24 protein-coding genes are annotated in these 26258 nt (G+C 42.5%); 12 read left to right on the top strand and 12 right to left on the bottom strand.

The window, feature by feature from the left end; genetic code table 11:
- Positions 1 to 359: 359 nt before the first annotated feature.
- The 6 genes from HMPREF9304_RS08250 to gap all read right to left on the bottom strand — a co-directional run bounded on the left by HMPREF9304_RS08250 (position 360) and on the right by gap (position 8137).
- Positions 360 to 1745 (bottom strand): glycoside hydrolase family 57 protein, encoded by a 1386-nt coding sequence (locus tag HMPREF9304_RS08250; RefSeq protein ID WP_036928166.1) that lies wholly within the window; start codon positions 1743 to 1745, stop codon positions 360 to 362.
- 54 nt (positions 1746 to 1799) lie between these two features.
- Positions 1800 to 3068, bottom strand: a complete 1269-nt coding sequence (locus HMPREF9304_RS08245; protein WP_008121719.1) for a glycosyltransferase family 4 protein — start codon at positions 3066 to 3068, stop codon at positions 1800 to 1802.
- A gap of 17 nt (positions 3069 to 3085) precedes the next feature.
- Entirely contained in the window at positions 3086 to 5029 is a 1944-nt protein-coding gene (locus HMPREF9304_RS08240; protein WP_036928165.1) for a glycogen debranching enzyme N-terminal domain-containing protein, read from the bottom strand.
- 166 nt (positions 5030 to 5195) lie between these two features.
- Positions 5196 to 6131, bottom strand: coding sequence for a diacylglycerol/lipid kinase family protein (locus HMPREF9304_RS08235; protein ID WP_036928163.1), 936 nt, complete (start codon positions 6129 to 6131; stop codon positions 5196 to 5198).
- Entirely contained in the window at positions 6121 to 7038 is a 918-nt protein-coding gene (gene miaA / locus HMPREF9304_RS08230) for a tRNA (adenosine(37)-N6)-dimethylallyltransferase MiaA (RefSeq protein ID WP_036928173.1), read from the bottom strand. The genes HMPREF9304_RS08235 and miaA overlap by 11 nt, the downstream gene beginning before the upstream one ends.
- Positions 7039 to 7117: 79 nt before the next feature.
- Complete coding sequence (gap, locus tag HMPREF9304_RS08225) at positions 7118 to 8137, bottom strand: type I glyceraldehyde-3-phosphate dehydrogenase (protein WP_008121715.1); 1020 nt, start codon at positions 8135 to 8137, stop codon at positions 7118 to 7120.
- A gap of 298 nt (positions 8138 to 8435) precedes the next feature.
- On the opposite strand from gap, the gene mscL reads away from it, so the two are divergent.
- Positions 8436 to 8858, top strand: coding sequence for a large-conductance mechanosensitive channel protein MscL (gene mscL / locus HMPREF9304_RS08220; protein ID WP_008121713.1), 423 nt, complete (start codon positions 8436 to 8438; stop codon positions 8856 to 8858).
- Positions 8859 to 8867: 9 nt separating this feature from the next.
- Positions 8868 to 9242, top strand: a complete 375-nt coding sequence (locus tag HMPREF9304_RS08215; protein WP_036928161.1) for a YccF domain-containing protein — start codon at positions 8868 to 8870, stop codon at positions 9240 to 9242.
- Positions 9243 to 9415: 173 nt separating this feature from the next.
- Here HMPREF9304_RS08215 and HMPREF9304_RS08210 read toward each other — a convergent pair whose 3' ends face one another.
- The 3 genes from HMPREF9304_RS08210 to dnaB form a co-directional block, all read right to left on the bottom strand.
- Positions 9416 to 10120, bottom strand: a complete 705-nt coding sequence (locus tag HMPREF9304_RS08210; protein ID WP_036928160.1) for an SIMPL domain-containing protein — start codon at positions 10118 to 10120, stop codon at positions 9416 to 9418.
- Between the two features lie 795 nt (positions 10121 to 10915).
- Positions 10916 to 11536, bottom strand: coding sequence for a tetratricopeptide repeat protein (locus HMPREF9304_RS08205; RefSeq protein WP_052046028.1), 621 nt, complete (start codon positions 11534 to 11536; stop codon positions 10916 to 10918).
- Between the two features lie 208 nt (positions 11537 to 11744).
- Complete coding sequence (dnaB, locus tag HMPREF9304_RS08200; protein ID WP_008121702.1) at positions 11745 to 13259, bottom strand: replicative DNA helicase; 1515 nt, start codon at positions 13257 to 13259, stop codon at positions 11745 to 11747.
- Positions 13260 to 13487: 228 nt separating this feature from the next.
- On the opposite strand from dnaB, the gene HMPREF9304_RS08195 reads away from it, so the two are divergent.
- Entirely contained in the window at positions 13488 to 13994 is a 507-nt protein-coding gene (locus HMPREF9304_RS08195) for a hypothetical protein (protein WP_231564498.1), read from the top strand.
- Positions 13995 to 14052: 58 nt separating this feature from the next.
- Here the strand turns inward: HMPREF9304_RS08195 and HMPREF9304_RS08190 are convergent, their stop codons facing one another.
- Positions 14053 to 14874 carry a DUF5715 family protein gene (locus HMPREF9304_RS08190; RefSeq protein WP_036928159.1) on the bottom strand — a complete coding sequence of 274 codons (822 nt, stop codon included), beginning with the start codon at positions 14872 to 14874 and terminating at the stop codon, positions 14053 to 14055.
- 371 nt (positions 14875 to 15245) lie between these two features.
- Between HMPREF9304_RS08190 and HMPREF9304_RS08185 the strand changes: the two genes are divergently transcribed.
- The 8 genes from HMPREF9304_RS08185 to HMPREF9304_RS08150 all read left to right on the top strand — a co-directional run bounded on the left by HMPREF9304_RS08185 (position 15246) and on the right by HMPREF9304_RS08150 (position 22764).
- A complete protein-coding gene (locus tag HMPREF9304_RS08185) occupies positions 15246 to 16253 on the top strand; it encodes a PhoH family protein (RefSeq protein ID WP_036928157.1) in 1008 nt (335 codons plus the stop codon).
- Positions 16231 to 17175 carry a phosphoribosylaminoimidazolesuccinocarboxamide synthase gene (locus HMPREF9304_RS08180; protein WP_036928156.1) on the top strand — a complete coding sequence of 315 codons (945 nt, stop codon included), beginning with the start codon at positions 16231 to 16233 and terminating at the stop codon, positions 17173 to 17175. The genes HMPREF9304_RS08185 and HMPREF9304_RS08180 overlap by 23 nt, the downstream gene beginning before the upstream one ends.
- A 131-nt stretch (positions 17176 to 17306) precedes the next feature.
- Positions 17307 to 18047, top strand: a complete 741-nt coding sequence (gene ubiE, locus HMPREF9304_RS08175; RefSeq protein ID WP_036928154.1) for a bifunctional demethylmenaquinone methyltransferase/2-methoxy-6-polyprenyl-1,4-benzoquinol methylase UbiE — start codon at positions 17307 to 17309, stop codon at positions 18045 to 18047.
- Between the two features lie 44 nt (positions 18048 to 18091).
- Positions 18092 to 18835, top strand: a complete 744-nt coding sequence (locus HMPREF9304_RS08170) for a shikimate dehydrogenase family protein (protein WP_036928153.1) — start codon at positions 18092 to 18094, stop codon at positions 18833 to 18835.
- A 53-nt stretch (positions 18836 to 18888) separates the two neighbouring features.
- Positions 18889 to 20049, top strand: coding sequence for an AIR synthase-related protein (locus HMPREF9304_RS08165; RefSeq protein WP_036928152.1), 1161 nt, complete (start codon positions 18889 to 18891; stop codon positions 20047 to 20049).
- A gap of 4 nt (positions 20050 to 20053) precedes the next feature.
- Positions 20054 to 21166 (top strand): peptide chain release factor 1, encoded by a 1113-nt coding sequence (gene prfA, locus HMPREF9304_RS08160; RefSeq protein ID WP_008121684.1) that lies wholly within the window; start codon positions 20054 to 20056, stop codon positions 21164 to 21166.
- Between the two features lie 272 nt (positions 21167 to 21438).
- Complete coding sequence (gene pyrF, locus HMPREF9304_RS08155; RefSeq protein WP_036928151.1) at positions 21439 to 22263, top strand: orotidine-5'-phosphate decarboxylase; 825 nt, start codon at positions 21439 to 21441, stop codon at positions 22261 to 22263.
- Between the two features lie 45 nt (positions 22264 to 22308).
- Positions 22309 to 22764, top strand: coding sequence for a hypothetical protein (locus HMPREF9304_RS08150; protein ID WP_036928150.1), 456 nt, complete (start codon positions 22309 to 22311; stop codon positions 22762 to 22764).
- 1003 nt (positions 22765 to 23767) lie between these two features.
- On the opposite strand, the gene HMPREF9304_RS08145 is transcribed toward HMPREF9304_RS08150, so the two are convergent.
- Together HMPREF9304_RS08145 and HMPREF9304_RS08140 are read right to left on the bottom strand one after the other, a co-directional pair.
- Entirely contained in the window at positions 23768 to 24382 is a 615-nt protein-coding gene (locus tag HMPREF9304_RS08145) for an OmpH/Skp family outer membrane protein (protein WP_036928149.1), read from the bottom strand.
- Positions 24383 to 24491: 109 nt separating this feature from the next.
- Positions 24492 to 24686 (bottom strand): hypothetical protein, encoded by a 195-nt coding sequence (locus HMPREF9304_RS08140; RefSeq protein WP_008121676.1) that lies wholly within the window; start codon positions 24684 to 24686, stop codon positions 24492 to 24494.
- 93 nt (positions 24687 to 24779) lie between these two features.
- Between HMPREF9304_RS08140 and HMPREF9304_RS08135 the strand changes: the two genes are divergently transcribed.
- Positions 24780 to 26240 carry an aminoacyl-histidine dipeptidase gene (locus HMPREF9304_RS08135; RefSeq protein ID WP_036928148.1) on the top strand — a complete coding sequence of 487 codons (1461 nt, stop codon included), beginning with the start codon at positions 24780 to 24782 and terminating at the stop codon, positions 26238 to 26240.
- The last annotated feature ends 18 nt before the right edge of the window (positions 26241 to 26258 follow it).

The raw sequence follows: 26258 nt of genomic DNA, 5'->3' as shown, positions 1-26258 counted from the left end.
GACCTCCTCGGATAAGAACATTATCTTTCCATCTTATACCTACTTCATTTACACCGACCATTCCGAATAGCTATGGGACTTTGATTTGTCTGGCAATCTTATCCATGGTCATATGCCTTATATGAAGTTTCTGTTCGTTAGGCCAGATGTTTGCCGCCGGCTTCCTTCAGATTTCACCTCACGATGAACACCCTTGCCTTTGGCTATGTAATTCCCGCTATTAGGGCTTACTCGGGACTTCCACCCGTTAGATAATGCTCATGCCGAGCGTACCAAAGTAGCCAGTTGAAAAGTATTTTCTTCTCAACTGGCTATTTTCTTGAAGTAGGCATTCTATAGATGCCCGGTTGCAAATCGAATTACTTCTCTTCTACTTTAGTAGTGGCAGGCTTGTCGTTGGTTGTTTTCTCTTTATCTTCCAACTTGGCACGCAACTTACCACTCTCTTTTTCAATCTTCTCTATCTTGTTTTGCAACCGCAATATTTCTTTCTCTTTCATCACAATCTCCTCGCCTTGATTTCTTATCGTAGTGAGTAGAGAGTTCAACTCTTCATTATCGATATCTTCAGGATACAAAGTATTTACGCGATTGATAAAATCTCCTAAGATATTCATATAATTGGTAAAGGCATCAAAAGCACTGCTATAAATGCCACGATTGAAACCTACAGCAGATGATTTTGTGGTCATAAACCTGAAGTTATTGCTCGCCTGTAGGTAATCCCAGTCTTGGTTAATACGTGGATCGTTGGCAATGCGAACCCTATCTGCAACACTATAGAGCTTATTAAAAGCTTCACGCTGCATGGGATTTCCCAACCAAGTACTCACATCGCGTTCTTCATCATACCAACTCAACGTATCAGGCACGTCTAACGCATCAACAGTATTGATATTGGCGCATATCTCACTCGGTGTAGAAAAAGTGATTTTCTTTTTCTTGGCGCAGGCTGGCAACGCTTTGAAGAACTCTAAGATATTGGAGTTCAGAGGTTGTGCAATTCCAATAGCCGACAAGTTCATAAAGATATTGACTACTTGCTCACGTTCTGGTAGATCCGCAATGCGATCTATATAATGATCGGCAAACAACGGATAGCCCGGCCAGTCTCTGTTGTTGAAGCGTAGAGAAATATCATCACTCATTCCAACATCTCTTAACAGCAACTTGAGTTGGGGTGCCAAGGCACAATGATAAAGGTAATGAGGAGACTTCCAGCCCAATACGTGCTTCGCTCCCTCTGTCAACATGCCCTCAAAGCTCATATTTGCTACCTGTAATCCAATATCGTCACTATAAATGAGCGACGAGTTGCGCAGGACTTTAGGATATTGTCCAAAGTATTCGTGCATCTTCTGACATTGCCGTTTCACTTCTTCTGCAAAACTTTCTTCATTGGCTAAGGATGCTAATCCATGCGAATAGGGTTCTGCCAAGAATTCCACACAGCCTGTTTCATTCAGCTCTTGCAACTTTTCTAATACCTGTGTGGCGTGGATTTCCATTTGTTCCATTGCCACACCCGACACAGAGAATGCTACCTTGAAGTACTTATCGCTTGAATGAATCATGTCTAACAAGGTGTTCAAAGCTGGCATATAAGACTTTTCTGCAATCTCGGTCATCATACGCTCATTCTCGTAGTCGTCATAATAGTAATGATCGGTACCAATATCAAAAAAGCGATAACGTTTCAGTTGTATGTTTTGGTGTATCTCGAAATAAAGACAAATTGTTTTCATGATCTAATGAGTTTTTCATTTATACTGATGAATATCTTTTCTTTTGGATAGAACTTATCGCCATCCCATCGTGCGTTCGTAAAGTTCTCGAATCCACAATCCTACTTTTTCCCAAGTAATCTGGTCAACTTCTCGCTTGCCTTCTTCTTGAAGATATTTGAACAAGCTTTCATTGTGGCAAATAGAATACATGGCATCTGCTAAAGCATTGATGTCCCAGTAGTCTACCTTGATACAATTGTGCAATATTTCTGCACATCCACTTTGCTTGGAAATGATGGAAGGTGTGCCACATTGCATCGCCTCGAGTGGCGAGATACCAAATGGTTCGCTAACAGATGGCATCACATATACATCAGAGGCTTTCAGGCATTCGTAGACTTGTTTACCACGCATGAAGCCGGGAAAGTGAAAACGGTCGGCAATACCACGCTTTGCAGCTAAGTAAATCATCTGGTCCATCATGTCGCCCGACCCAGCCATACAAAACCTGATGTTATGCGTACGATGCAACACCATGTTCGCAGCTTCGACAAAATACTCGGGACCTTTCTGCATCGTCAACCTTCCTAAGAATGTCACCACCTTCTCTTTTCCTTCATGATTGGGTCGTGGAATATCTTCCAACTCTTGTCGAAGTGGATAGACAGCGTTGTGCACCGTAAAACATTTGCGTGGATCTTGATGATATTGGTGAATAACGGTTTGTCGAGTCAGTTCGCTCACGCACATAATACAGTCCGCATAGTCCATCCCATTTTTCTCAATGCCATACACCGTGGGATTAACTTTTCCTCTACTTCGGTCAAAGTCTGTAGCATGCACATGGATGCAAAGCGGTTTGCCACTCACCTGCTTAGCATGAATTCCGGCTGGATAAGTAAGCCAATCGTGTGCGTGGATAATATCAAAATCCCTTGAACGTGCCACCACACCTGCCACAATAGAATAGTTATTGATTTCTTCATGCAAATTATCAGGATACCTTCCAGAGAACTCTATACATCCCAAATCATTCACTTGCATGTAACTGAAATCAGCATAAATATGGTCACGTAGCTGATAATACTCCTCGGGACTGGTAATCGCTCCTATTCTTCCTTTGACATAGTCGTAATCTACATCATGCCATACCACAGGCACATTGTTCATTGCCAGAATATGGGCATTCGATTGGTCTTCATCGCCCCAAGGTTTTGGCAAGCAGAAAGTGATGTCCATGTCGCCTTGTGCATGCAGACCTTCCGTAATACCAAAGCTTGCAGTGCCTAAACCACCTAAGATATGAGGAGGATACTCCCATCCAAACATTAATACTTTCATCTGTTCGTCCTCCTTTATTAATATTTATACTTTTCCAATAACTCAAGTGCCCGCAGAATCTCAGCCACATTAATGGCATACGAGATGGCACCACGACCACTAAAGGGCGGATTTCCATCAAACAACTCTGGGATTGTACCCAAGCAATGGCGTATCATTTCATCTTCATATCCTACCATCTGACGCTCGATAAAACTCAACCGAGTTCGTTTGTAGAGCTTCAAATTTGCTTCCATATAGAAGCCACCTAACCATGGCCACGCTGTTCCTTGATGATAGGCATAGTCACGTTGTGTTTGTGGACCGAAATACATTGGATTATATCCCACACTCTTCGGCGAAAGGGAGCGCAGTCCCTTCGGCGTTAGCAACTCTCGGGTACAAATATCCAATACACTTTTCTTCTGTTGTTGTGTCAAAGGTGAATAGTCAAAAGCCACAGCGAAAACCATATTTGGCCTAACACTCTTGTCTTGATAGCCCTCATCCACATAATCGAAGAGATAGCCACAATCATTATAAAAGGTCTGAACAAATGCTTCTCCACATTTCTCTGCCATCGACTCATAGTGGTTAGCTGCTTCCTGATCATGGGCTGCAAGGCACAGCGCCGATACATATTTCAAGGCATTGTACCACAAAGCATTAAATTCAACAACATATCCTGTCCGTGGAATCACGGGGCGTCCATTCACAGTAGAGTTCATCCAAGTCACAGGTCTATCTTTACCATTCGTTTTCAACAATCCATTGGATTGCAAACTGAGATTAGGATGGCGACCGTTGATAATATATTCAATGATTTGATGTACCGTCTCTCCATACAATGATAAGCACTTCTCTAATCCTTCCGACTTTCCATATTGCTGAATTGCCCATATCGCCCACAGCAATACATCGGGTTGGTCTATCTCATAGATTTTAACAGAGAGGGGTTCTCCTTGCATAAATTCTTGTAAACCTTGAAGAGCGGTCTTCATTACTTTCTCAAAATAGCCGGTTTCCTCGATAGACAGCGTCAATCCTGGCACAGCTATAAAGGTGTCACGAGCACGACACTTGAACCAAGGATAGCCGGCAATGAGGTAACGTTCATCTTCTGAGGCTCGAATATGAAACTGATGAGCCGCATTTACCAAACAATGGAAAAAGTTATTGCGAGGACTTCGAGATTCTACTTCTTGTGTAAAAACGGATAACATCTTTGTCGTGTCACTTGAAGAAGTAGAAGCTGCAAAGACTACACTTTCCCCTTTTGTAATTCCCATCTCGAAATATCCGGGTACGTACAAATCCTCATTCGATGCATAACCACGTTCCTGCTCCTTAGGATATTCTACTCCACGATACCAATCGGGTTGAAATACAAATTCATTCTTCTTAGAGAACTGCATGTACAAATCGGGATAACCAGCATACATACAAGTCTTTATACCATTAGGTACTTCATCGTAGGCACGGCTTGCTGTAGCATTTTCGTGTGTAAACTGTCGCACACTTCGAAAAGCTAAGAAGGGTTTGAACCTGAGTGTCGTTGATGAATGTGCATCCAATAATGTATAACAAATCAGAATCCGATCTTCATAGTGCTGAAACACCACCTCTTTTTTCAGTAAGACACCTCCCACTCGATATATCGTTGTAGGAACTTTATCGCAATTAAACTGTCGAATATATTTGTGACCCTTTGGGCTAAAATGATTTCCCTGATATTTATGAAGACCTAAATTAAATTCTGCACCGTGCTGTATAACGGTTACATCCAACGAAGATAACAAGACATGGTTGTCTTCATCGATATCAGGAATTGGAACGGTCAGCAGTCCATGATACTTTCTGGTATTACAATCTACAATCGTTGAACACGCATAAGCTCCCGATCGATTGGTACGCAGTATTTCTCTTTGGAGCGAATATTCCAAATTCGTCATCAGGGCCTTTTCAAACTTAATGTAACTCATAGGCCTATATTAGTGTGTGATTTATGTTTTTTACAGATTTAACGTTTCATGCGGCACCTCTTATATTTAATTAGAGATTCCTATCATGCGCTTTCAAAGTTACTCATTTTTTTAGTAAATATGAAACAATTCCTATGTTTTTTGTCTTTTCTTTCCTTTTTTTGTTCTAATCAGGCAGTAAGAAGTTGATGACATCTGGGGCAATCGAGATAGTAAACTTATTGACTGGCGTTTTCATGAGTCGTCCATCAATGCCCACCATAGCGCGCTTGGCTGCAAACACTTCTACTTTCTTCGTGCGATATGGATGTACACTTCGATGATTCAAGAACTTTCCACGTAAAAAGAGATAAATGCCCTCAAAGAGTTGCGTCATCTCTGGATGATAGACAATCGACACATCCAATAGTCCATTGTAAGGCACGGCATTAGGTGTTTGTCCATACCCCAAGGCATTGCCCACACAAACGGTCATCACTTTGCGTTTAATGACATCAGTATTGATTTTCAAGTGCATCTTATAATCTAAACGCTGGAAGAGTAACAAGCCAAACGAAAACAAGAAAGACAAGGCACGCGAACCAAAGATATGGTTCATTTTTCGCCTTAAATTCATGATAGCAGCCACATATCCAATGTTTATGCAGTTCAGGAAATAGCGTCGACACGCATCCCCTTCCGTATTGGTGTAACGGATACAGCCCATGTCTATCTTCTTCACCCTACGGCGTTTGAACGCTTTGACGAGCTTTTCTTCATCATCTTCCTCTATTCCCCAAAAGTGTGCAAAGTCGTTCATTAGTCCATTGGGTATCAATCCCAACACAATTTGGTTGCGTGTCTCTGCATCTACCTGCATCAAACAGTTCACCGTATCATTCAAGGCAGAGTCTCCCCCCACCACAATAATGGTTTTGTAGCCACTGTTGATGAACATTTTGATGAGTCGCTGCACACTACTTGCACTTTCGCTTTGCACATAGTCATAAGCCACCTGCTGTTCCTTCAGATATTTCTCTATCTTTTCCCAGCGCTTTTGTGGTCTGAAAGCGTTTGTCTTTGGACAATATAAGATGCCCCATCGATTGTTGTCAATTGCCATATATCTGTTGTACTTGTTTTATTTTCTCTGGAGTAGGTAACAAAGCGTCTATCCAATGAATCTTAAATCCTCTGCGTTCCATGCCTCGAAACCATGTCATCTGCCGTTTAGCAAACTGATGTATCGCGATTTCGAGACGTTGAAACATCTCATCGTACGACAGCTCACCTATTATATATTCGGTTACATATTTATATTCCAGCCCATAGTATATCAAATCATTGGCAGGTATTCCTGTTGCCAACAATCCCTGTATCTCTTCTATCATTCCTTCTTTGAGCCGTTGTTTCAGTCGGTTAGTAATCTTTGCTCTTCTGCTTTCGCGATCAATATCTAACCCTATGATACAAGTCTCTATGGGAGGAAGGTTCCGATTCTCAAGAGGATGCTCTTTATTGTATGTTTCAATCTCAATGGCACGAATGGCACGCTGTGCTGTATCCACGTCTGAACGGTTGTGCATCGTTGAGTTGTTCTGCGCTTTCAACCGAATGAGTTGCTCGGTGAGTTCTTCCAACGAGCATCCTTCCAAGCTATTTCGCAACTCAGGGTTTTGAGGAACTGGCGAAAGCGCATACCCTTTCAGCACAGCTTCAATATATAGTCCCGTTCCTCCACACAAGATAGGCTGTCGCCCTCTGTTCACGATGTCCTGATAAGCGGCATGAAAATCCTGTTGATATTGAAAGAGGTTATATTTTTCTCCAGCATTGACAATGTCTATCAAATGATAAGGAACGCTGTAACCATGTACTTCGTAATCTGCCAGGTCTTTCCCCGTGCCAATATCCATACCACGGTACACCTGCCGACTGTCCGCACTGATGATTTCGCCTCCCATCTTAACAGCAAGCTGGGCAGCAAAGGCAGTCTTTCCACTGGCCGTAGGACCTAAGATTGTTAACAACTTCACGCCACAAATATAATAAAAAAAGCCGTTCGACAGAAATCGAACGGCATATTTATCGTTAAACAACTATTTTTAATTAGCCATTCACCTTAGCCATGTGCTTGATCAGTTCAACAACTTTGTGAGAGTAACCAATCTCGTTGTCATACCAAGAAACAACCTTAACGAAGGTGTCGGTCAAAGCAATACCTGCCTTAGCATCGAAGATAGAGGTACGAGCATCACCCAAGAAGTCAGATGAAACAACAGCCTCTTCAGTGTAGCCAAGGATACCCTTCAACTCGCCTTCAGAAGCTTCCTTCATTGCCTTGCAGATTTCTTCGTACTTCGCTGGCTTAGCCAAGTTTACAGTCAAGTCTACTACAGAAACATCCAAAGTAGGAACACGCATTGACATACCAGTCAACTTACCATTCAACTCAGGAATAACCTTACCTACAGCCTTTGCAGCACCTGTAGAAGAAGGAATGATGTTGCCAGAAGCAGCACGACCACCACGCCAGTCTTTCATTGAAGGACCGTCAACAGTCTTTTGTGTAGCTGTTGTAGAGTGTACAGTAGTCATCAAACCGTCAGTGATACCAAACTTGTCGTTCAATACCTTAGCGATAGGAGCCAAGCAGTTGGTGGTGCAAGATGCGTTAGATACAAACTGTGTACCCTTTACGTATTTATCGTGGTTAACACCGCAAACAAACATAGGAGTGTCGTCCTTAGAAGGAGCAGACATTACTACATATTTTGCACCTGCGTCGATGTGTGCCTGTGATTTCTCTTTGGTCAAGAACAAACCAGTAGACTCAACTACGTATTCAGCACCAATCTCGTTCCATTTCAAGTCAGCTGGATTGCGTTCTGCTGTTACACGGATAACATTTCCGTTTACTATCAATTGAGATTTTTCTACGTCAGCTTCGATAGTGCCATCGAATTGACCGTGCATGGTGTCATATTTCAGCATATAAGCCAAGTAATCTACTGGGCAAAGGTCGTTAATACCCACTACTACTACGTCTTTAGCATTTGCCTCTTCCAAAGAAGCACGGAATACGAAACGACCAATACGGCCAAATCCGTTAATACCAATCTTAATCATTTTACTTTCTTTTTATTAAAGGGTTAAAAAATAAATATTTTTTTATTGCTATTGAACAAAATCTTAATTTACCTTACAACTTTATATGTAGATCGAAGAAGACATCGTTCCTGAAACATTTTCTTCTTTTCAACCGCAAAGTTACATTTTTTTTCTATATTTGCAGTGGCAATTAGTCTTAAATTTCTTAAAAAAGAAAGGTTTACAAGTCATTCTGTCACATGTACATGGCATAATGACTACTTAAGACAGAAAAATGAGATTTTTTAATGTTACATGATTAAAAATATAAATGACTATGAGTAAATTTTTCAATGAATTCAAGGAATTTGCCATGCGTGGCAATGTGATTGACATGGCAGTCGGTGTTATCGTTGGCGGTGCCTTCGGCAAAATCGTCACTTCATTGGTGAATGACATCATCATGCCCCCCTTAGGTTTTGCCTTGGGACGGGTCGACTTCACCGATTTAAGTATCAAACTGGGTGAGAAATTAGCCGAGGATGGAAAAACAATGGAAGCGGTCACACTGAACTATGGTAATTTTATTCAAGAGGTTGTCAACTTCCTGATTATTGCTTTCTGTATCTTTTTGGCTATCAAGGGCATCAATTCGCTCTCTAAGAAGAAAGAGGAAGTGAAAGAAGAACCTGCTGCTCCGGCACCAACCAAAGAGGAGACGTTGCTCACAGAGATTAGAGATTTGCTAAAAAATAAATAATCTGTACGTATGAAAACCATTGGAAACGTCCTTTGGCTTGTCTTTGGAGGTTTAGAAGCAGCCCTTCAATATTTCATTGGAGGATGCCTTCTCATGCTGACCATTGTCGGTATTCCCTTTGGATTACAGGCTTGGAAAATTGGCTTTTTCATCCTCTGGCCCTTTGGCTCTAAGGTGGTAAGCACATCCGAAGGGAACGGTTGTCTCAACGCAGCCATGAATTTGATATGGATTGTGTTTGCTGGAATTTGGATTAGTATAACACATGTCTTTTTTGGCGTCTGTCTATACCTCACCATTATCGGCATCCCCTTTGGTCATCAGCATTTCAAAATGGCAAGTCTGGCTCTCAATCCGTTTGGCAAAGACGTTCAGGTACAGTAAACGCAGGTCAACTCCATGCTGATAAAGTCATCATCGTGTAATGACTTCATGAAGCCAGCAAATGAAAAAGAGGTGCAGAAAGCAATCACACTTTCTGCACCTCATTCCATTTGTATAGTACTGTCAAACACGCACACCTGCGCCCGTCAGCGCATTGCATGCAAACACGATGCTTAATCTTTCAGCGAATAAGTGATAGTGGTCACCACCCTAACCTTCTTAATATAAGGTGTATTGGAATCGCGGTCTTCAATAGAAAACTGTCCTTGGTCGGCACTTACAATCTTGCTCAGCTTGCTATGACTGTTCTCCGCAAACTGCTGTGCAGTCTTCTCCGCATTCTCAATGGCTTCTTGCATCATCTTTGGTTTCATCGAACTGAAAGCAACATATTCGTACTTCACCGGATTTTCATATCCTCCTTCAACAATGGCAACACCCAATTTCAACAAATTGCCTTGCTTGGCAATGATCTGTCTCACCAACTTTACCTTTTTTGAGGTCACCGTAATAGATGAGGTGATGTTATAACGATAACGAGACTCATTGTTTGAATACTGATTGGCGTTCATATCAATGACCGATGGCGCATTGACACTAATTTCACTTTCGGTGATTCCGTTGTCCAACAAGAATTTCTTAATAATGGCTTGCGTGTGTCCAATCTTCTCATAAAGTTCTGGTAAGTCGTTGCCCAACTCCTTCGACAGAATAGGCCAGGTTACTTTGTCCGCCTCAACTTCACGCTCGGAAAGTCCTTTCACCGTCACTTTGTGGTCTTTATTCACAAAGTTATCGATACCTCCTTTGAGTGCAAAGCCCAATATTACAATGCTGACAGCCAATATGGTTGCCGAAATAATTCGTTCCTTTTGCATAATTTGTATCGTTTTATAAGTTTCACTTCCCCACTGTTCTTCCAGTGTGTTTATGCAAATATAACAAAAAAGGATAAGAACTGCGAGTTTTAAGCGATAAAATTTTGGAGATAAAGTTGGTATATAGCAGGAGCTATAAGTTGACAACCTATATCGTTTTCAACGTCTTATTTACTCATCTTCCGTAAAATATAGATAAACACAACGTTTATGACGAAAAGGAGCAACCACAACTCTTTCTTTGTTAGATGATATTGTTACGACCAAAATCACCCACAAAAATGCCCACAAAACCTCATTTGCAGAATTGGTGGTACATTGCATGAATGAATAATAAATTCAGAATTTTCTTTACAAAGTGCCTCTTATAACTCGCGTATTTGCAACCAACATTAAAGTTGGTCGCAAATACGCGAAAAATGAGCAAGGTTTGTAATTCTTTGACGTTAAGGGTGTTATACTTGTAGATCCTTTTTTCAATCCTCTTTTTATCGTTTTTTGGCGACTAAAGCATTGAGATAAGCTCGCTATTTGCATGCTTTAAGGCTGCTGAAGCATGTGAATAACACCCTAAAAGAGTGTTTCCAAGAGCGTTAGAGTAATATTCTAACTTGAAAAGACATCTATTTTGTTAAAATCAGGGCAAATTTGTTGTGTGTTTGCCTATTGATTTTTTCTATTTTGAAGATTTTAGATGGTCGATTTTTGGTAAAATAATAGGACAAAAGGAAAGACTGTATTTCAAAATAAGTCGACATTTATGAACCGCTGTTTGGTAATCAGCACACTTCGCTGTTACAGTTGTCGGTACCACTTTTTCAATGCGGGGCGTGGCACACCTAATTCTACCAGTCTGTCCAAATCGGCTTTTGCCCGTTGCTTTCTGCCTAATTTTAGCCACAGCTCTACCCTATTGAGCAAGTAATCTGAGTTGTCCGCATCACGTTTCAAGGCTTCGGTATAGTCATATACCGCCAATTCTATCATGCCTTGCTCCTGCTCCATGCCAGCTCGTGCAGCATAAGCGACGGCACTATCGGGGAACTGATTTACCAAACGGTTGATTTGATTCATCGCCTCGGTATGATGCTTGTCTTTCTGATTGAGCAGCGCCAAACCCAATTGTGCCGAAAAATGTCCGGGTACAACTTTCAAAAGATTTTCATAATCTAACCGTGCAAAATTATATCTTCCCAACTGTTGGTTGGCATAGGCACGATAATACAGTCCTGCGATGTTATCAGGATGACTTCGCAACACTTGGTCGTACTCGTCTTTGGCATATTGCCATTGCTCCAACTGTAGATTGAGAGCTGCCTTTTTCAAACGCAAATCGACACTGTCAGGATAGCAAGCCAACACCTCTGTGGCTTCCTTGAGCTGACTGCGGAGCGTTTGATGGTCTTGTGCGTGCATAGGTAAAGAATAAAAATGAACACACACGCACAAGCATGTTATTATCAATAAATTATGAAATTCTATAAAACGTTTCATTTGAAGCATTGAGTTAATAAAGAGGGGAAAATAAGTGAAAAAAAGAAGTGCTATGGAATTGCAAAGTCATTCCTTTTTATCGCCACTTTTATGATGTTGCAAGACGTCCTTTCCTCTCTGTGGTACGCTCTTAAAAGGGGGGATTTTCCCCCGACGTCATTCCATTAAAAGGGGTTGTATCGTCTGGAGGTGGCGGCGGAAAACCATCGTTCATGCGCGATTCCACAAACTCGCCTCCCTCGCGAACAGGCATCGAATACCGATCGTCCACGTTTTCAAAACGAGTAAACTCACCACGGAAGTTGAGCAACACGTCGCCCGTAGCACCTTTACGGTGTTTGGCGATGATGATTTGTGCCTTGCCACGCAGGTCTACTCCGTTGGCATCTTCATACAAGCGGTAGTATTCTGGGCGATGCACAAAAAGCACCATATCGGCATCTTGCTCAATAGCACCCGACTCACGGAGGTCGCTCAACTGTGGACGCTTACCTTCCAATCCCTCTCGGTTCTCTACATTACGGCTCAACTGAGACAGTGCCAATACGGGAATGTCCAACTCTTTCGCCAATCCTTTGAGCGAACGAGAGATGGTAGACACCTCTTCTTGGCGGTTACCAAAGCGAATACCGTTGGCATTCATCAACTGTAGGTAGTCGATCATGATGAGCTTCACCCCCTTTTCGCGCACTAATCTACGGGCTTTGGTGCGCAGTTCAAAGATACTAAGCCCTGGGGTGTCGTCTATATAAATAGGTGTACCTGTAAGATTGCGCACCTTGACGTCAAATCGTTTCCACTCCTCATCCGACAACTGACCGCTCAAAATTTTGCTACCCGATATCTCGCAAGTATTTGAAATCAAACGATTCACCAACTGAACGTTGTTCATTTCCAAAGAGAAGAAAGCAATGGGTTCGTTATAATCAACTGCAATATTCTTTGCAATAGACAGGGCAAAAGACGTTTTACCCATGGCTGGACGTCCTGCGATAATCACCAAATCCGATTTCTGCCACCCGCTGGTAATCTCATCTAATTTGGTGAAACCCGATGGAATGCCCGTAAGGTCGCCCGTATTGGCAGAGGCTTTTTGCAAAATGTCTGTGGCTTGCGCAATGATGGGGTCAATTTGGGTGTAATCCTTCTTCATGTTGGTTTGTGAAAGCGTGAAGAGATTACCTTCGGCTTCTTGCATCAACTCGGCAATATCTTGAGTTTCATCAAAGGCTTTGGTCTCTATCATGCTGGCATACGAAATAAGTTGGCGCGCCAACGATTTCTGCGCAATAATCTTAGCATGATATTCAATGTTGGCAGACGAAGCCACTTGCGAACTCAACTCTAATACATAGGGCGCTCCACCAATCTCGTCAAGGGTGCCCTCTCGCTTGAGTTGGTCTATAACAGTCATGATATCCACAGGATTTTCATCCATGTTGAGGGTTTGGATAGCATGATAAATCTTCTGATGTTTGGGATCGTAAAAGGTCTCTGGTCGAATAAGTTCGGAAACAACAGAAAAGGCATCTTTGTCAATCATCAATGCGCCTAACACTACACGTTCAACATCGGTTGCTTGAGGTTGAACATGCGCATAGGTAGTATCTATCGGAGTCGTTTTTTTGGTCTTGGGTATTGCCATATCATGTACTGTTTTTATCAAGAAGAACGATTGAGTCGGGAGTGCAAATGTATAAAAAAAACTTCAACTACTCGCATACCTTTGTACAAATTAACAAGTTATGAAAGATGCTGTGACTTTTTTCTTGTTTTTTTGTTTTTCCCAGTAAGTTGAAGTATCTTTGCAGGCATGGTGAACATCTCCAAGCGCAGTAAGACGCTCTGTCTATTATTTATAATGTGTACCTGTTTGGCTGCTCAGACTCCTGTTGCCAATCGGGTGCGGGTGGCAGCACGACATTTGCCGCAAGGAGCTACCGTGTTGGCGAAGTACACCGACAACCTGCGCCATTGTTTGTATTACATTCAGGGCGAAAAAATATTTTGTTTGGATGTGGTGTTGAACATCAACGAAGAATTAGACTTTAACCAACAAAACTACAAGGCAGTGGTGTCCACGTCTATTAGTAATGGTGGCGACTACATGTTTGTAGTCTTAGACAGGGGAGAAAACACGGGATGGGCGTTAGAACAGCGGTTTGAACTGTGGCGTATCGATTCTAAAAATCGACATTTTACACCACTTGGTCAAGGTTTCAAGATAGAAAAGACAAAAGAAGGCTATGTTTTAAGCCAAACCGTGAAATGTCTCAACCCTCGTGCCCCACGTTCCCAACAACGTTGGATGGTGAGAGAACAAGGCTATGATGAAAAAGGAAAGCCGCTACCTCCGCAAAAGCCTTACGAAATGAAATAGAAAGTAAAGGGAGAAGTGATGAGCCGATGGACAATGTTCCTACTCACTCGTCCACAATTTACTTCACCGTAATATGAAAACACCCTTGATGAACTTCATATTTCACATGACAGCGATTTTGCTGACGTAAATCATTGAGCACCTCACTGAGTACCCATTTCAGACTGTCATTGCGCACCTTGCGTCGTGACGGACCGTTAGGTTCTTGCACGGTCACATAACGATTGTAGGCTACATCAAAGGTTGTACCGTACAGATGACAGCTGTTGGATTTGGCATTCGTATTCCGTCCTTGGAGTTTCTCTACATCCGCCTTGCTGCGCATGACGCTCGTCACGATAATCTTGTGAAGTGGGATACCTTTTATTTGCAAGCTATCAAAGAAGTTACTACCGATGTCTTGCAGCAAAACAGCTGCATGTGGCACCAAATAAGGAATGCTGCTCTTCAGTCGGTCTACATAAAAAAATGGATTGGCACCCACATACACCAACTCTGCCTTGCGACTTTCAGCCTCTTCGCGGTTGGTCACAGGCTCAACTCCCCAATGGGTAGCCGAAGCCAACTGCACATCATTTTGATCGGGAAAGGCTTTGGAAAAGTTGGAAACACTATAAATACGATTTTTCACCTCACTCCCATCGGCATGAAAGAAGCGAGAAGCCGTGGCTCGTTGCGTTGGCATGTTGGCAGGAATCGACGGGTTGGGTCGACTGGTTTGCTGACTGGTTTGGACAGAGTCGGACAGGTGAGTACTTGAAAGTTGTGCCGTGCCTTGACTTCGGTCGGTTGCAACCTGTGGAAAGATACATCGCACCATGCCTAACAAGACGACAACAAAGGCAAAGCCCTGAAGATATTTTTGTTTTGAAATTTTCATTGAATTGGATATCTGAAGCACAAAGTTACGAAAAACATCATGAGATTTAGGATTTGTTTCTGTTTTTTATATTTTTTAATGCTTTATGGTAATAATTATATAAAAATGGGGCAATCGAACAAAAAGCTGCATCTAAAAGTGAAAATCATGGACGAGAACTTGCACAGAACATCCTTGTCATGAAGAAAAAGGGCAAGAAGAGAAAGAGACAACGAACGAAATCGACAAAATTCATGGACTTTTTATCCCTGTAAGTAAAAAAACTCAAGTGGTAAAATGGTAGTCTGTAATCTTTTTCGTACATTTGCATCATCATATTAAAAGGCAACAAACACCTCCATAAAAGAATCACTTAAAAGTACCTTACAACATTGATAGAGAAGCATATTGTTCTTGAAGACATCGACCCCGTAGCATTTTATGGCGTCAACAACGGTCATTTGCAAATGATGAAGTCGCTTTTTCCAAAACTACGCATAGTAGCTCGCGACAACGTAATTCGTATTTTGGGAGACGAAGAAGAAATGGCAAAGGTCGAAGAGGATATCGAACTGATGCGTAAGCATATTGTGAAGTACAACGCCATTACGGAGGAAGATATCTTAGATATTGTACACGACCATAAGACCAAAGCCGATGCGGTGAAAGGTGTGGTGGTGTACAGCATTGCAGGAAGACCTATCAAGAGCCGAAGTGAAAAGCAACAGCAACTGATTGATGCCTATCATCAGTCAGACATGATATTTGCCATCGGTCCTGCGGGTACAGGTAAGACCTATCTCAGTATCGCCTTGGCGGTAAGAGCCTTGAAAGAAAAGCAAGCGAAAAAGATTATCCTTTCACGTCCTGCCGTAGAAGCGGGCGAAAAACTCGGCTTCCTACCAGGCGATATGAAAGATAAAATCGATCCCTACTTACAGCCGCTCTATGATTCGCTGCAAGACATGATACCCGCAGTGAAACTACAAGACATGCTGGAGAAGAACATTATCCAGATTGCCCCACTCGCTTTTATGCGCGGACGCACGCTCAACGATGCGGTAGTGATATTGGATGAAGCGCAAAATACAACGCCTGCCCAAATCAGAATGTTCCTTACTCGCATGGGATGGAATACGAAAATGATTGTAACTGGCGACCTTACCCAAATAGACCTGCCGAAACATCAGAAGAGCGGACTGCAAGAAGCAGTAGAAATCCTACACAACGTAGAAGGTATTTCTGTGGTAGAACTGGGACAGAAAGATATTGTACGGCACAAATTGGTAACTCGCATCGTCCATGCCTACGAGACATACGACCAGCGCAGAGAAGAGAATGAAGACAATCAACCGATTAAAGATAAAATTAACAACAATGAAAGCATTAACAAAGACTGATTTCCATTTTGATGGACAAAAAAGTGTTTATCACGGAAAAGTACGTGATGTGTATGACATCAACGATGACAAAATTGTCATGGTGGCTACGGATAGGATTTCCGCATTCGATGTTGTTTTGCCGAAAGGTATTCCTTTCAAGGGACAGGTATTGAACCAAATAGCTGCCAAGTTCTTAGATTTGACACAAGACATTTGCCCCAACTGGAAACTTGCTACTCCCGACCCCATGGTTACGGTAGGTATCAAGTGTGAGGGCTTTCGTGTTGAAATGATTATCCGTAGCATCCTCACAGGTAGTGCATGGCGTGAATACAAGGCAGGAGCCAGAGAACTGTGCGGTGTGAAATTACCCGAGGGGATGAAAGAGAACGAACGATTCCCCGAACCGATCGTGACACCCACCACAAAAGCTGATGAGGGTCATGATATGAATATCTCGAAAGAAGAGATTATCAAGCAAGGATTGGTTTCGGCAGAAGACTATGCGGTCATCGAAGACTACACTCGGAAACTTTTTGCACGTGGTCAAGAGATTGCAGCCAAACAAGGACTTATCTTGGTAGATACCAAATACGAGTTTGGAAAACGTGACGGAAAGATTTACCTCATTGACGAAATTCATACACCTGATTCAAGTAGATACTTCTATGCTGACGGCTATGAAGAGAAGTTGGCGAAAGGTGAACCACAGAAACAATTGTCTAAAGAGTTTGTTCGTCAATGGCTCATCGAACATAACTTCATGAACGAACCAGGACAAACGATGCCTGAGATTACTGATAAATATGCCGAGAGCGTAAGCGAACGATATATCGAACTGTACGAACACATCACAGGCGAAAAGTTTGTTAAGGCTGATGAGCACGATGACTTGGCTGCTCGTATCGAACGCAATGTGAAAGAATATCTTAAAGCATAGATTCCTTCAATCGCAAATAAGCTGACCCGTTGATTTGCGCATAGACTTGGGGCGATTCTCCTCCTTATCTATGAGCTTGTCAATCGGTCAGTTTATCCACCACAACCCCACCTACTCATCCTCATCAACGCATGTACGAACAGGAACACATAAAGCCTTATCACGCCGAAGGCGAAAAGAAACAGCAAGTGGCACAGATGTTTGACCACATTGCGCCTACCTACGATGCGTTAAATCATCGTCTCTCTTGGAACATCGATAAGGGTTGGCGCAAAAAAGCCATTCAACAACTCTGCCCATTTGCACCTCAAACTGTGTTAGATATTGCCACAGGTACAGGTGACTTTGCCATAATGGCTGCACAGATGTTACAGCCCAGAAAGCTAATAGGTGCAGACATTTCAACAGGGATGATGAAGATTGGCGAGCAAAAGGTTGCAAAAGCGGGCTTGTCGCATGTTATTTCTTTCCAAAAAGAAGACTGCTTAGCACTTTCTTTTCAAGAAAATTCGTTTGATGCTGTCACAGCTGCCTTTGGCATTCGCAACTTTCAAGATCTCGATCAAGGATTAAGAGAGATACATAGAGTATTGAAACCTGGCGGTCATGTGAGTATTGTGGAACTCACTCAACCTGTGGCATTTCCCATGCGACAGTTATTTAAGTTGTATTCGCACACGTTTTTGCCCTTTTATGGCAAACTACTCTCCAAGGACAAGCGTGCTTACGAATATCTCACCACAACGATAGAAGCTTTTCCGCAAGGCGAGACAATGCTGCAAATCTTTGCCAAAGCGGGATTTGCAAAGGCACAGTTTACACGACTCACCTTTGGCATTTGTACAATGTACTTGGCACAAAAGGCAAAATAAACAATCCCATTGCCCTCAAATTGACGAACGATAACACATAGAATATGGACAAATACGGACTGATAGGCTATCCACTCGGACATTCATTCTCTATTGATTACTTCAATGAGAAATTTGAAAACGAAGGAATAGATGCCCAATATGTAAATTTTGAAATATCCAAAATAGAAAATCTCGAAGAGGTGTTGGCTTCCAACCCCGAACTAAAGGGATTAAACGTCACCATACCTTATAAAGAGAAAGTGATTTCTTATTTAGACGAAATCAGTCCAGAAGCGAAGGAAATCGGTGCCGTCAACGTCATTAGAGTAACGCACAAAGGCAAGAAAACACTTCTAAAAGGCTTCAATAGTGATGTGATTGGCTTTACCAGAAGTATCGAGTCCATGTTAGAAACCTTTCATCAGAAAGCCCTCATCCTCGGTACTGGCGGTGCTGCAAAAGCCATTGACGTAGGTTTACGCTCGTTGGGTATTACGACAAAGTTCGTCTCTCGAACCCCTCGCCAAGGTGTTTTGACCTACCAAGACATCACACCTGCCGTTATGAACGATTATCGCATCGTTGTCAACTGTACACCCGTGGGCATGTATCCACATGCAGACACTTGTCCTCCCCTGCCTTATGAAGCCATGGACATGCACCATCTCCTCTACGACTTGATTTACAATCCTGATGAAACATTGTTTCTAAAGAAAGGAGCCGAACACGGAGCAACCATAAAGAATGGATTGGAGATGCTCTTATTGCAAGCTTTTGTCTCATGGGAGTTTTGGCACGAATACTAATCAATCAACATATCAACTCATCAACTCGTCAACAATAAAAAACTTACAACCACATGGACAGATATATGTTGCGCGGTGTGTCTGCCGCCAAAGAAGATGTACACAACGCTATTAAGAACATTGACAAGGGAATTTATCCACAAGCTTTCTGCAAAATCATTCCTGATATACTGGGAGGAGACCCCGACTACTGCAACATTATGCATGCCGATGGTGCTGGCACCAAATCGTCTTTGGCATATATGTACTGGAAAGAGACGGGCGACCTTGGTGTATGGAAAGGCATTGCACAAGATGCCATTGTGATGAACACCGACGACTTGCTGTGTGTGGGGGCGGTAGATAACATCTTAGTGTCGAGTACCATTGGGCGTAACAAGCTTTTGATACCCGGTGAAGTCATCTCTGCGATTATCAACGGCACGGATGAATTGTTGCAAGAAATGCGAGACATGGGCATTGGTATTTACCCCACAGGAGGCGAAACGGCTGATGTAGGCGACTTGGTGCGCACCATCATTGTCGATTCTACCGTAACCTGCCGCATGAAGCGCAGCGAGGTTATCGACAATGCCAACATCCGCCCCGGCGATGTCATCGTAGGATTGAGTAGCACAGAACAGGCTACCTATGAGAAAACATACAACGGTGGCATGGGAAGTAACGGTCTGACCAGTGCGCGTCACGACGTCTTTGCCAAATACTTGGCAGAAAAGTTCCCCGAGAGTTACGATAATGCCGTACCTAATGATTTGGTGTATAGCGGTAAATATCAACTCACCGATAGCATAGAAGGCGTGGAGATTGATGCAGGTCATTTGGTACTCTCGCCTACCCGCACCTATGCACCTATTATAAAGAAGGTGTTAGATGCACACCGAAGTCACATTCATGGCATGGTTCACTGCACAGGAGGCGCCCAAACTAAGGTGCTACACTTTGTCGGCGACAATTGCAAAGTGGTAAAAGACAACTTGTTCCCCGTGCCTCCCCTATTCAAAACCATCCAACGTTGCAGTGGCACCGATTGGAAAGAGATGTACAAAGTCTTCAACATGGGGCACCGCATGGAAATATATGTGGCTCCGGAGTACGCACAAGAAATCATTTCAATCAGCAAAAGTTTCAATGTTGACGCCCAAATTATTGGTCATATCGAGGAGGGAAAACGCTCTCTTACCATTCAATCAGAATTAGGAACATTCGAATATTAAATATATGATAGAAAACAACAGCATACTGAACAAGCTCGAAGGATTAGAGGCAAGGTTTGAAGAAGTATCTACCTTGATTACCGACCCAGATGTCATAGCCGATCAGCCACGCTATGTAAAGCTAACCAAGGAATACAAAGACCTTGGCGACATCATGGACATTCGCAAGCGATACATTGCATGCCTCAATGCCATACGTGAGTCGAAAGATATTCTTGCCAATGAAACGGATGCTGACATGAAAGAGATGGCTCGTGAGGAATTGCAAGCCAACGAAGATATGCAGCCACAGTTGGAAGAAGAAATAAAATTAGCATTAGTGCCAAAAGACCCTGAGGATGCCAAGAACGTACAAATGGAAATACGTGCTGGCACGGGAGGAGATGAAGCAGCCCTGTTTGCTGGCGACTTATTTAACATGTATAAGCATTACTGCGACTCGAAAGGTTGGACGTTAAGTGTCACATCCGTCAACGAAGGCTCGGTGGGTGGCTACAAAGAAATCGATTTTGCAGTGAGTGGCGACAATGTCTACGGTACATTGAAATACGAAAGTGGTGTACATCGTGTGCAACGTGTACCAGCCACAGAGACACAGGGACGCATGCACACATCGGCTGCTACGGTGGCTGTGTTGCCAGAGGCAGACCAGTTCGAGGTGAACATCAACGAAGGTGATATCAAGTGGGACACGTTCAGAAGCTCGGGAGCTGGTGGACAAAACGTCAACAAGGTTGAATCGGGCGTTCGTCTTCGTTATCCATGGAAGAACCCTAATACTGGCGAAGTGGAGGAAATTCTCATCGAATGTACCGAGACACGCGACCAACCTAAGAACAAAGAACGTGCGCTGTCACGCTTACGTACCTTTATTTACGACCGTGAGCATCAGAAGTACATTGATGATATTGCCAACCGACGCAAGTCATTGGTATCTACTGGCGACCGCAGTGCGAAGATTCGTACCTACAACTATCCACAAGGACGTGTCACTGACCACCGCATCGGCTACACCACTCACGACCTGCAAGGCTTTATCGGTGGCGACATTCAAGGTGTCATCGATGCCCTTACCGTTGCAGAGAATGCCGAGAAATTGAAAGATAGTGAATTGTAAGATGAGTTTTTAAGTTTTTAAGTTTTTAAGTTCATGAGTTTAGTTTGTGAGTTTTTGAGTTTGTGAGTTTTTGAGTTGATGAGGTAAGGAGATAAAAAGTTTATTAGTTAATAAAAACTTTATAAACTTCTCTATAAAAAACTTCTCAACACAAAAAACTCCTCAACTTAAAAACTAAACAACTCACAAACTAAAAAACTAATCTCATCAACTCAAAAACTAAAAAACTCAACTCATCAACTCAAAAACTAAAAAACTAAAAAACTCATCCAATGACCAAACAACAGCTCGTCAAACAAATCTTTGACAAACAAACTTTTCTATGCGTAGGCTTAGATCCAGACATACAGAAAATACCAGCACACCTCTTAGAAGACGAAGACCCTATCTTTGCCTTTAATCGTGCGATCATCGATGCTACTGCTCCCTACTGCGTAGCCTATAAGCCCAACTTGGCTTTCTACGAATCTACAGGTATTAAGGGAATGCTGTCGTTCGAGAAAACAGTGAAATATCTGCAAGACAACTATCCCACACACTTCCTCATTGCCGATGCAAAGCGTGGAGATATAGGCAACACCTCTGCCATGTACGCCAAGACTTTCTTCGAGACGTACCAAGTAGACGCCCTCACCATTGCCCCCTACATGGGCGAGGACAGCGTAAAACCTTTTCTTGCATACCAAGACAAGTGGGCTATCGTGCTGGCACTCACCAGTAATAAAGGCTCACACGACTTCCAACTCACACAAGATACCACAGGTATGCGCCTTTTTGAGAAGGTAATAGCAACTTCGAGCCAATGGGGAACGGATGAGAACATGATGTATGTGGTTGGTGCCACACAGGGAAAGATGTTCGAAGATATCCGGAAAGTAGCTCCTCATCATTTCTTGCTCGTACCGGGCATTGGTGCTCAAGGTGGTAGTTTGCAGGAAGTGTGTCGCTATGGCATGACAAAAGACTGTGGTTTACTTGTCAACAGCTCACGTGGCATCCTCTATGCCAGCAACGATATACACTTTGCCGAAGCAGCGAAGGAAGCAGCAAAGGAACTGCAAGCACAGATGAAAGAGGAACTGCAAGCGCATTGCTGAAATACAAATCGACAACTCACAAAAGCACATTGATTCGCTATTGTTATGGAAGAAGTTCCAATCATACCTACAACACTCCGCTTTGCGGACATCTTTCCCATTTTGATTATTGTTATTGTGGGATTGGGTGTCATTGCATTTTGGCTGTATCGGAAAGGTTACTTTCTGAAAAAACATGTTGTCGCAGCAACGGATAATGACGAGAATTCTAAAAATGAGCAAGAGAATCAATTACCCATCGACGTCATGATGTTCGAGGAAGATAACCTCACAATCTATCCTAACTACCTCTATATCAATAAAACGAAAGTGGGTTTCAACCAAATCGAAGATATAACATTTCATAATAGCAGCAGTCCTTACGAAGCACAGTCGTATCATCTTGTGATTACCACGACGCTCACTCAGCATCCTGTTTTTCGTTTACCGGTAGGCTCCAGCGTCTTATTTGCTCGTGATGCGTCCGAACGTCTCATTCGTTATTGGCAGCAGTACAAATAACACCAATGGTTTGAAAGGTCACTGTTGTAAGAATAGTGCCCCCACGGCTCTTTGATTTAACGGCTATGTTGTTGAACAACAAATAAAACCAATAAAACGAATCAACGCAACAAGACAATGAACGCAAGCGTTCTACAAATGTAACAAATCTATCGACAGCAGCATGTTGTGCGTCTTTGACAAATTAGTTTAATTCGGTGAACGCCTGCGTTCATTGATTCCAGCCGTCGGATTTGTGTCATTTGTTCGATTTGTTGTCGAAACAAAAAAGCATGCTTGTTGTTGCAAACAAACAATCTTAATAAATAAAAGAGAGTTCATGTTGACCCTTCAACGAAAGAGTTTTTTCCTTTTGTTTTTATCTTTTTTTTGGAAAAGCCATTTGTTGTTTTTGTCCTATTATTTTACCAAAAAACGGTCATCTAAAATCTTCAAAATAGAAAAAATTAATAGGCAATTGATATACAAAAATGGGCTGATTTTCACGAAATAATCGTCTCTTGAAACTAAAACATTGACTTAACGGTCTTGGAAACACGCTTTAGAGGTGTTATTCACATGACCTAAGGGCATTAAAGCATGCAAATAGCGAGCATATCTCAATGCTTTAGCGGTTGAGAAAGGGTAAAAATGGGAACAAATGAAAGTGATTTAATCGTAATAGCTTATGTAACAACAGATTATGAATTTCGTTCAAAATTAGCGTATTCGCGACCAACTTTGCTGTTGATGGATTTTACGAGAGTTTTGAGAGGCACTTTGTAAAGAAAATTCAGCATTAAATATTCTTCAAAACAATATACTAACGATTACACAAACGCAATTTCAGAGATGCGCTTCGCAGTAAAAATATCATTGCAAAATGAAAGTGCCATGCTTCATTGCCCCATGTTCAAGGATCCACGTAACCAACCTATTTAGCGAAAAAAATGCGAGCCAAAAAAGCTCGCATTCTTTATATTAAGATAATGATATTTGAAAACTGTCGTTTCAAATATTGTCGTTATTTCTTCTCGTCCTTTTTCTTAGCATCCACAGGCTTGTAAGCCTTGTTCAGTCCTGCCACCACATCCTTGGTGATGTCATACGCCTTGTCGGCATACAGCAAGTTATCCCCTGCCTTCGACAAAATCAAACTGTATTTTTTATCTTTGTTATAACTTGCCAAGAAGTGCTGAATAGAGTCACGCAATGCCTTGTTATATTTATCCGTCTCGGTTTGGAACTCGTTGGTTAAACGTTGATTCAGGGCTTGCAAGTCAGCTCCTTGTTTTTGCAACCCAGCCTGAATCGACTCAGCTTGCTCACGAGTGTACGCATTTTGCTGTAGCTTTTGTTGGAAATTACCAGCTGCCTGCTCCAATTGTTTTTGTTTGCCAGCCAAGGTGTTTTGTATATTTTGACCCTTTTTCTGAAGAATCATACTATAATCTTTGCAAAACTTGTACTGGGTCATGATGCTATCCACCTCCACATAAGCAATCTTAAATTCAGTAGGCACCTTTGGGGCTGCCTCTTCATTTTTGTTGTCTACCTGCGATTTAGATTTGTCGCAAGCCACCAATGTGAATGCTGCCAAAGCGGCAACAGCAACCGAACGAATCATTGTTTTCTTCATTGTTTTATTTAATATTAATGTTTTATTTTCTTTTCATATCAACGCTAACCGCCTTATTGCCTTGAGTTAAGCTCGTTAAAGACATGGTTAGTCACCTTATCTCTACGAATTAACAAGCCTTGTTGCTACGTCGAGCCTCACGGTCTTGGTCTACCACACAATGAATGCCACGCTCCTGCATCGCCTTACTGTCATGAATGTGCTGAGAAGTAAACGATCCGTTTTTCCGAAAAAGCAACTTTACAGCCAGCAATGCAAAGCAGATTGCAATAATTAACAAGCTAAGAAGTAATGTTTTCAACATTTTTAGTTATATTTGCAGGGTCACATTGTGAAATAAACGTGGCAAAGATAGTAGAAATAACGCAATTTACAAAATAAAAAAACAAAAAATAACATGAAAAAGAAAGACTTAAAGCCGGCTGGCGTGTTTGAGCATTTTGCAAGAATTAATGAGATTCCACGCCCTTCCAAGCGTGAGGAAAAGATGATAGAATACCTGAAAGAGTTTGGGAAAAAACATCAGTTGGAAACCAAGGTTGACGAGACGGGTAACGTGATTATCCGTAAACCTGCCACCAAAGGCTATGAAAATCTGTCTACTGTGATTTTGCAAAGTCACATGGATATGGTGTGCGACAAGTTAGTAGATGTTGAGTTCGACTTTGACAAGGATGCCATTCAGACCTATATCGATGGCGAATGGCTCACCGCCAAAGGCACCACACTGGGTGCTGACGATGGTATTGGCATGGCTATCGAACTCGCTATCCTTAGTGCCGATGACATAGAGCACGGTCCTATCGAATGCGTTTTCACCAGAGACGAGGAGACACAGCTCACTGGAGCTATGGGTATGAAGGCTGGTTTCATGACAGGCGACTATCTCATCAACCTTGACTCGGAAGACGAAGGACAGATTTTTGTGAGTTGTGCAGGTGGACGCAGCACCAATGCCACCTTTAACTATCAGGCAGAAGAGGCTCCCAAAGACTATTTCTTCCTGCAAATTGCATTGAAGGGATTGGTAGGTGGCCACTCTGGCGACGATATCAATAAGAAACGTGCCAACGCCATTAAGATACTCAATCGATTCCTCTACAATGAAAAAGAGAAGTTCGACTTGCGCTTGTGTTCTTTCAACAGCGGTAAGTTGCACAATGCCATTCCTCGTGATGGAAAGGTGATATTTGCCATCCCTAACGATGTTAAAGAGCAAGTGCGTGCCGACTGGAACGTTTTCCAAACAGAAGTGATGCAGGAGTACCACGTTACCGATAAGGAGATGGTATTTAGCATGGAGAGCGCAGAAGCATGTCGGGTACTGCCTAAGAACGTAGGTTGCCAGATTATCAATGCCCTGCAGGCTGTCGACAACGGTGTTTTTGCCATGTGTCAAGATGAAATTTTGGCAAAGATGGTAGAAACTTCCAGCAATGTTGCAGCCGTTAAGACCTTAGAAGACAAGGTAGAAATCCTGTCTTCACAGCGCAGTAACGTGATGAGCAATTTGGACAATATGTGCAACACTGTTAAGGCTGCCTATGAATTGGCTGGAGGCAAGGTAGAGCAAACCGACGGATACCCAGCATGGAACATGAATCCTGACAGCAAACTTGTTAAGATTACCGTTGACGCCTATAAGAAACTCTTCAACAAAGAACCAAAAGTACTTGGTATTCATGCTGGTTTGGAGTGCGGTTTGTTCTCAGAGCGTTATCCTCATATCGATATGGTGAGCTTCGGACCTACGCTCCGTTTCGTCCACACGCCCGATGAGCGTCTGCACATCCCTACTGTTCAAATGGTATGGGATCATCTGCTTGAAATTCTTAAGAACATTCCTGAAAAGAAATAATTCTTACAAGTTCATGCC

Origin of the sequence: Hoylesella timonensis S9-PR14 (assembly GCF_000762405.1) — a bacterium.
Lineage (GTDB): Bacteria > Bacteroidota > Bacteroidia > Bacteroidales > Bacteroidaceae > Prevotella > Prevotella timonensis_A.
This window is presented reverse-complemented; position numbering and strand designations above follow the sequence as displayed.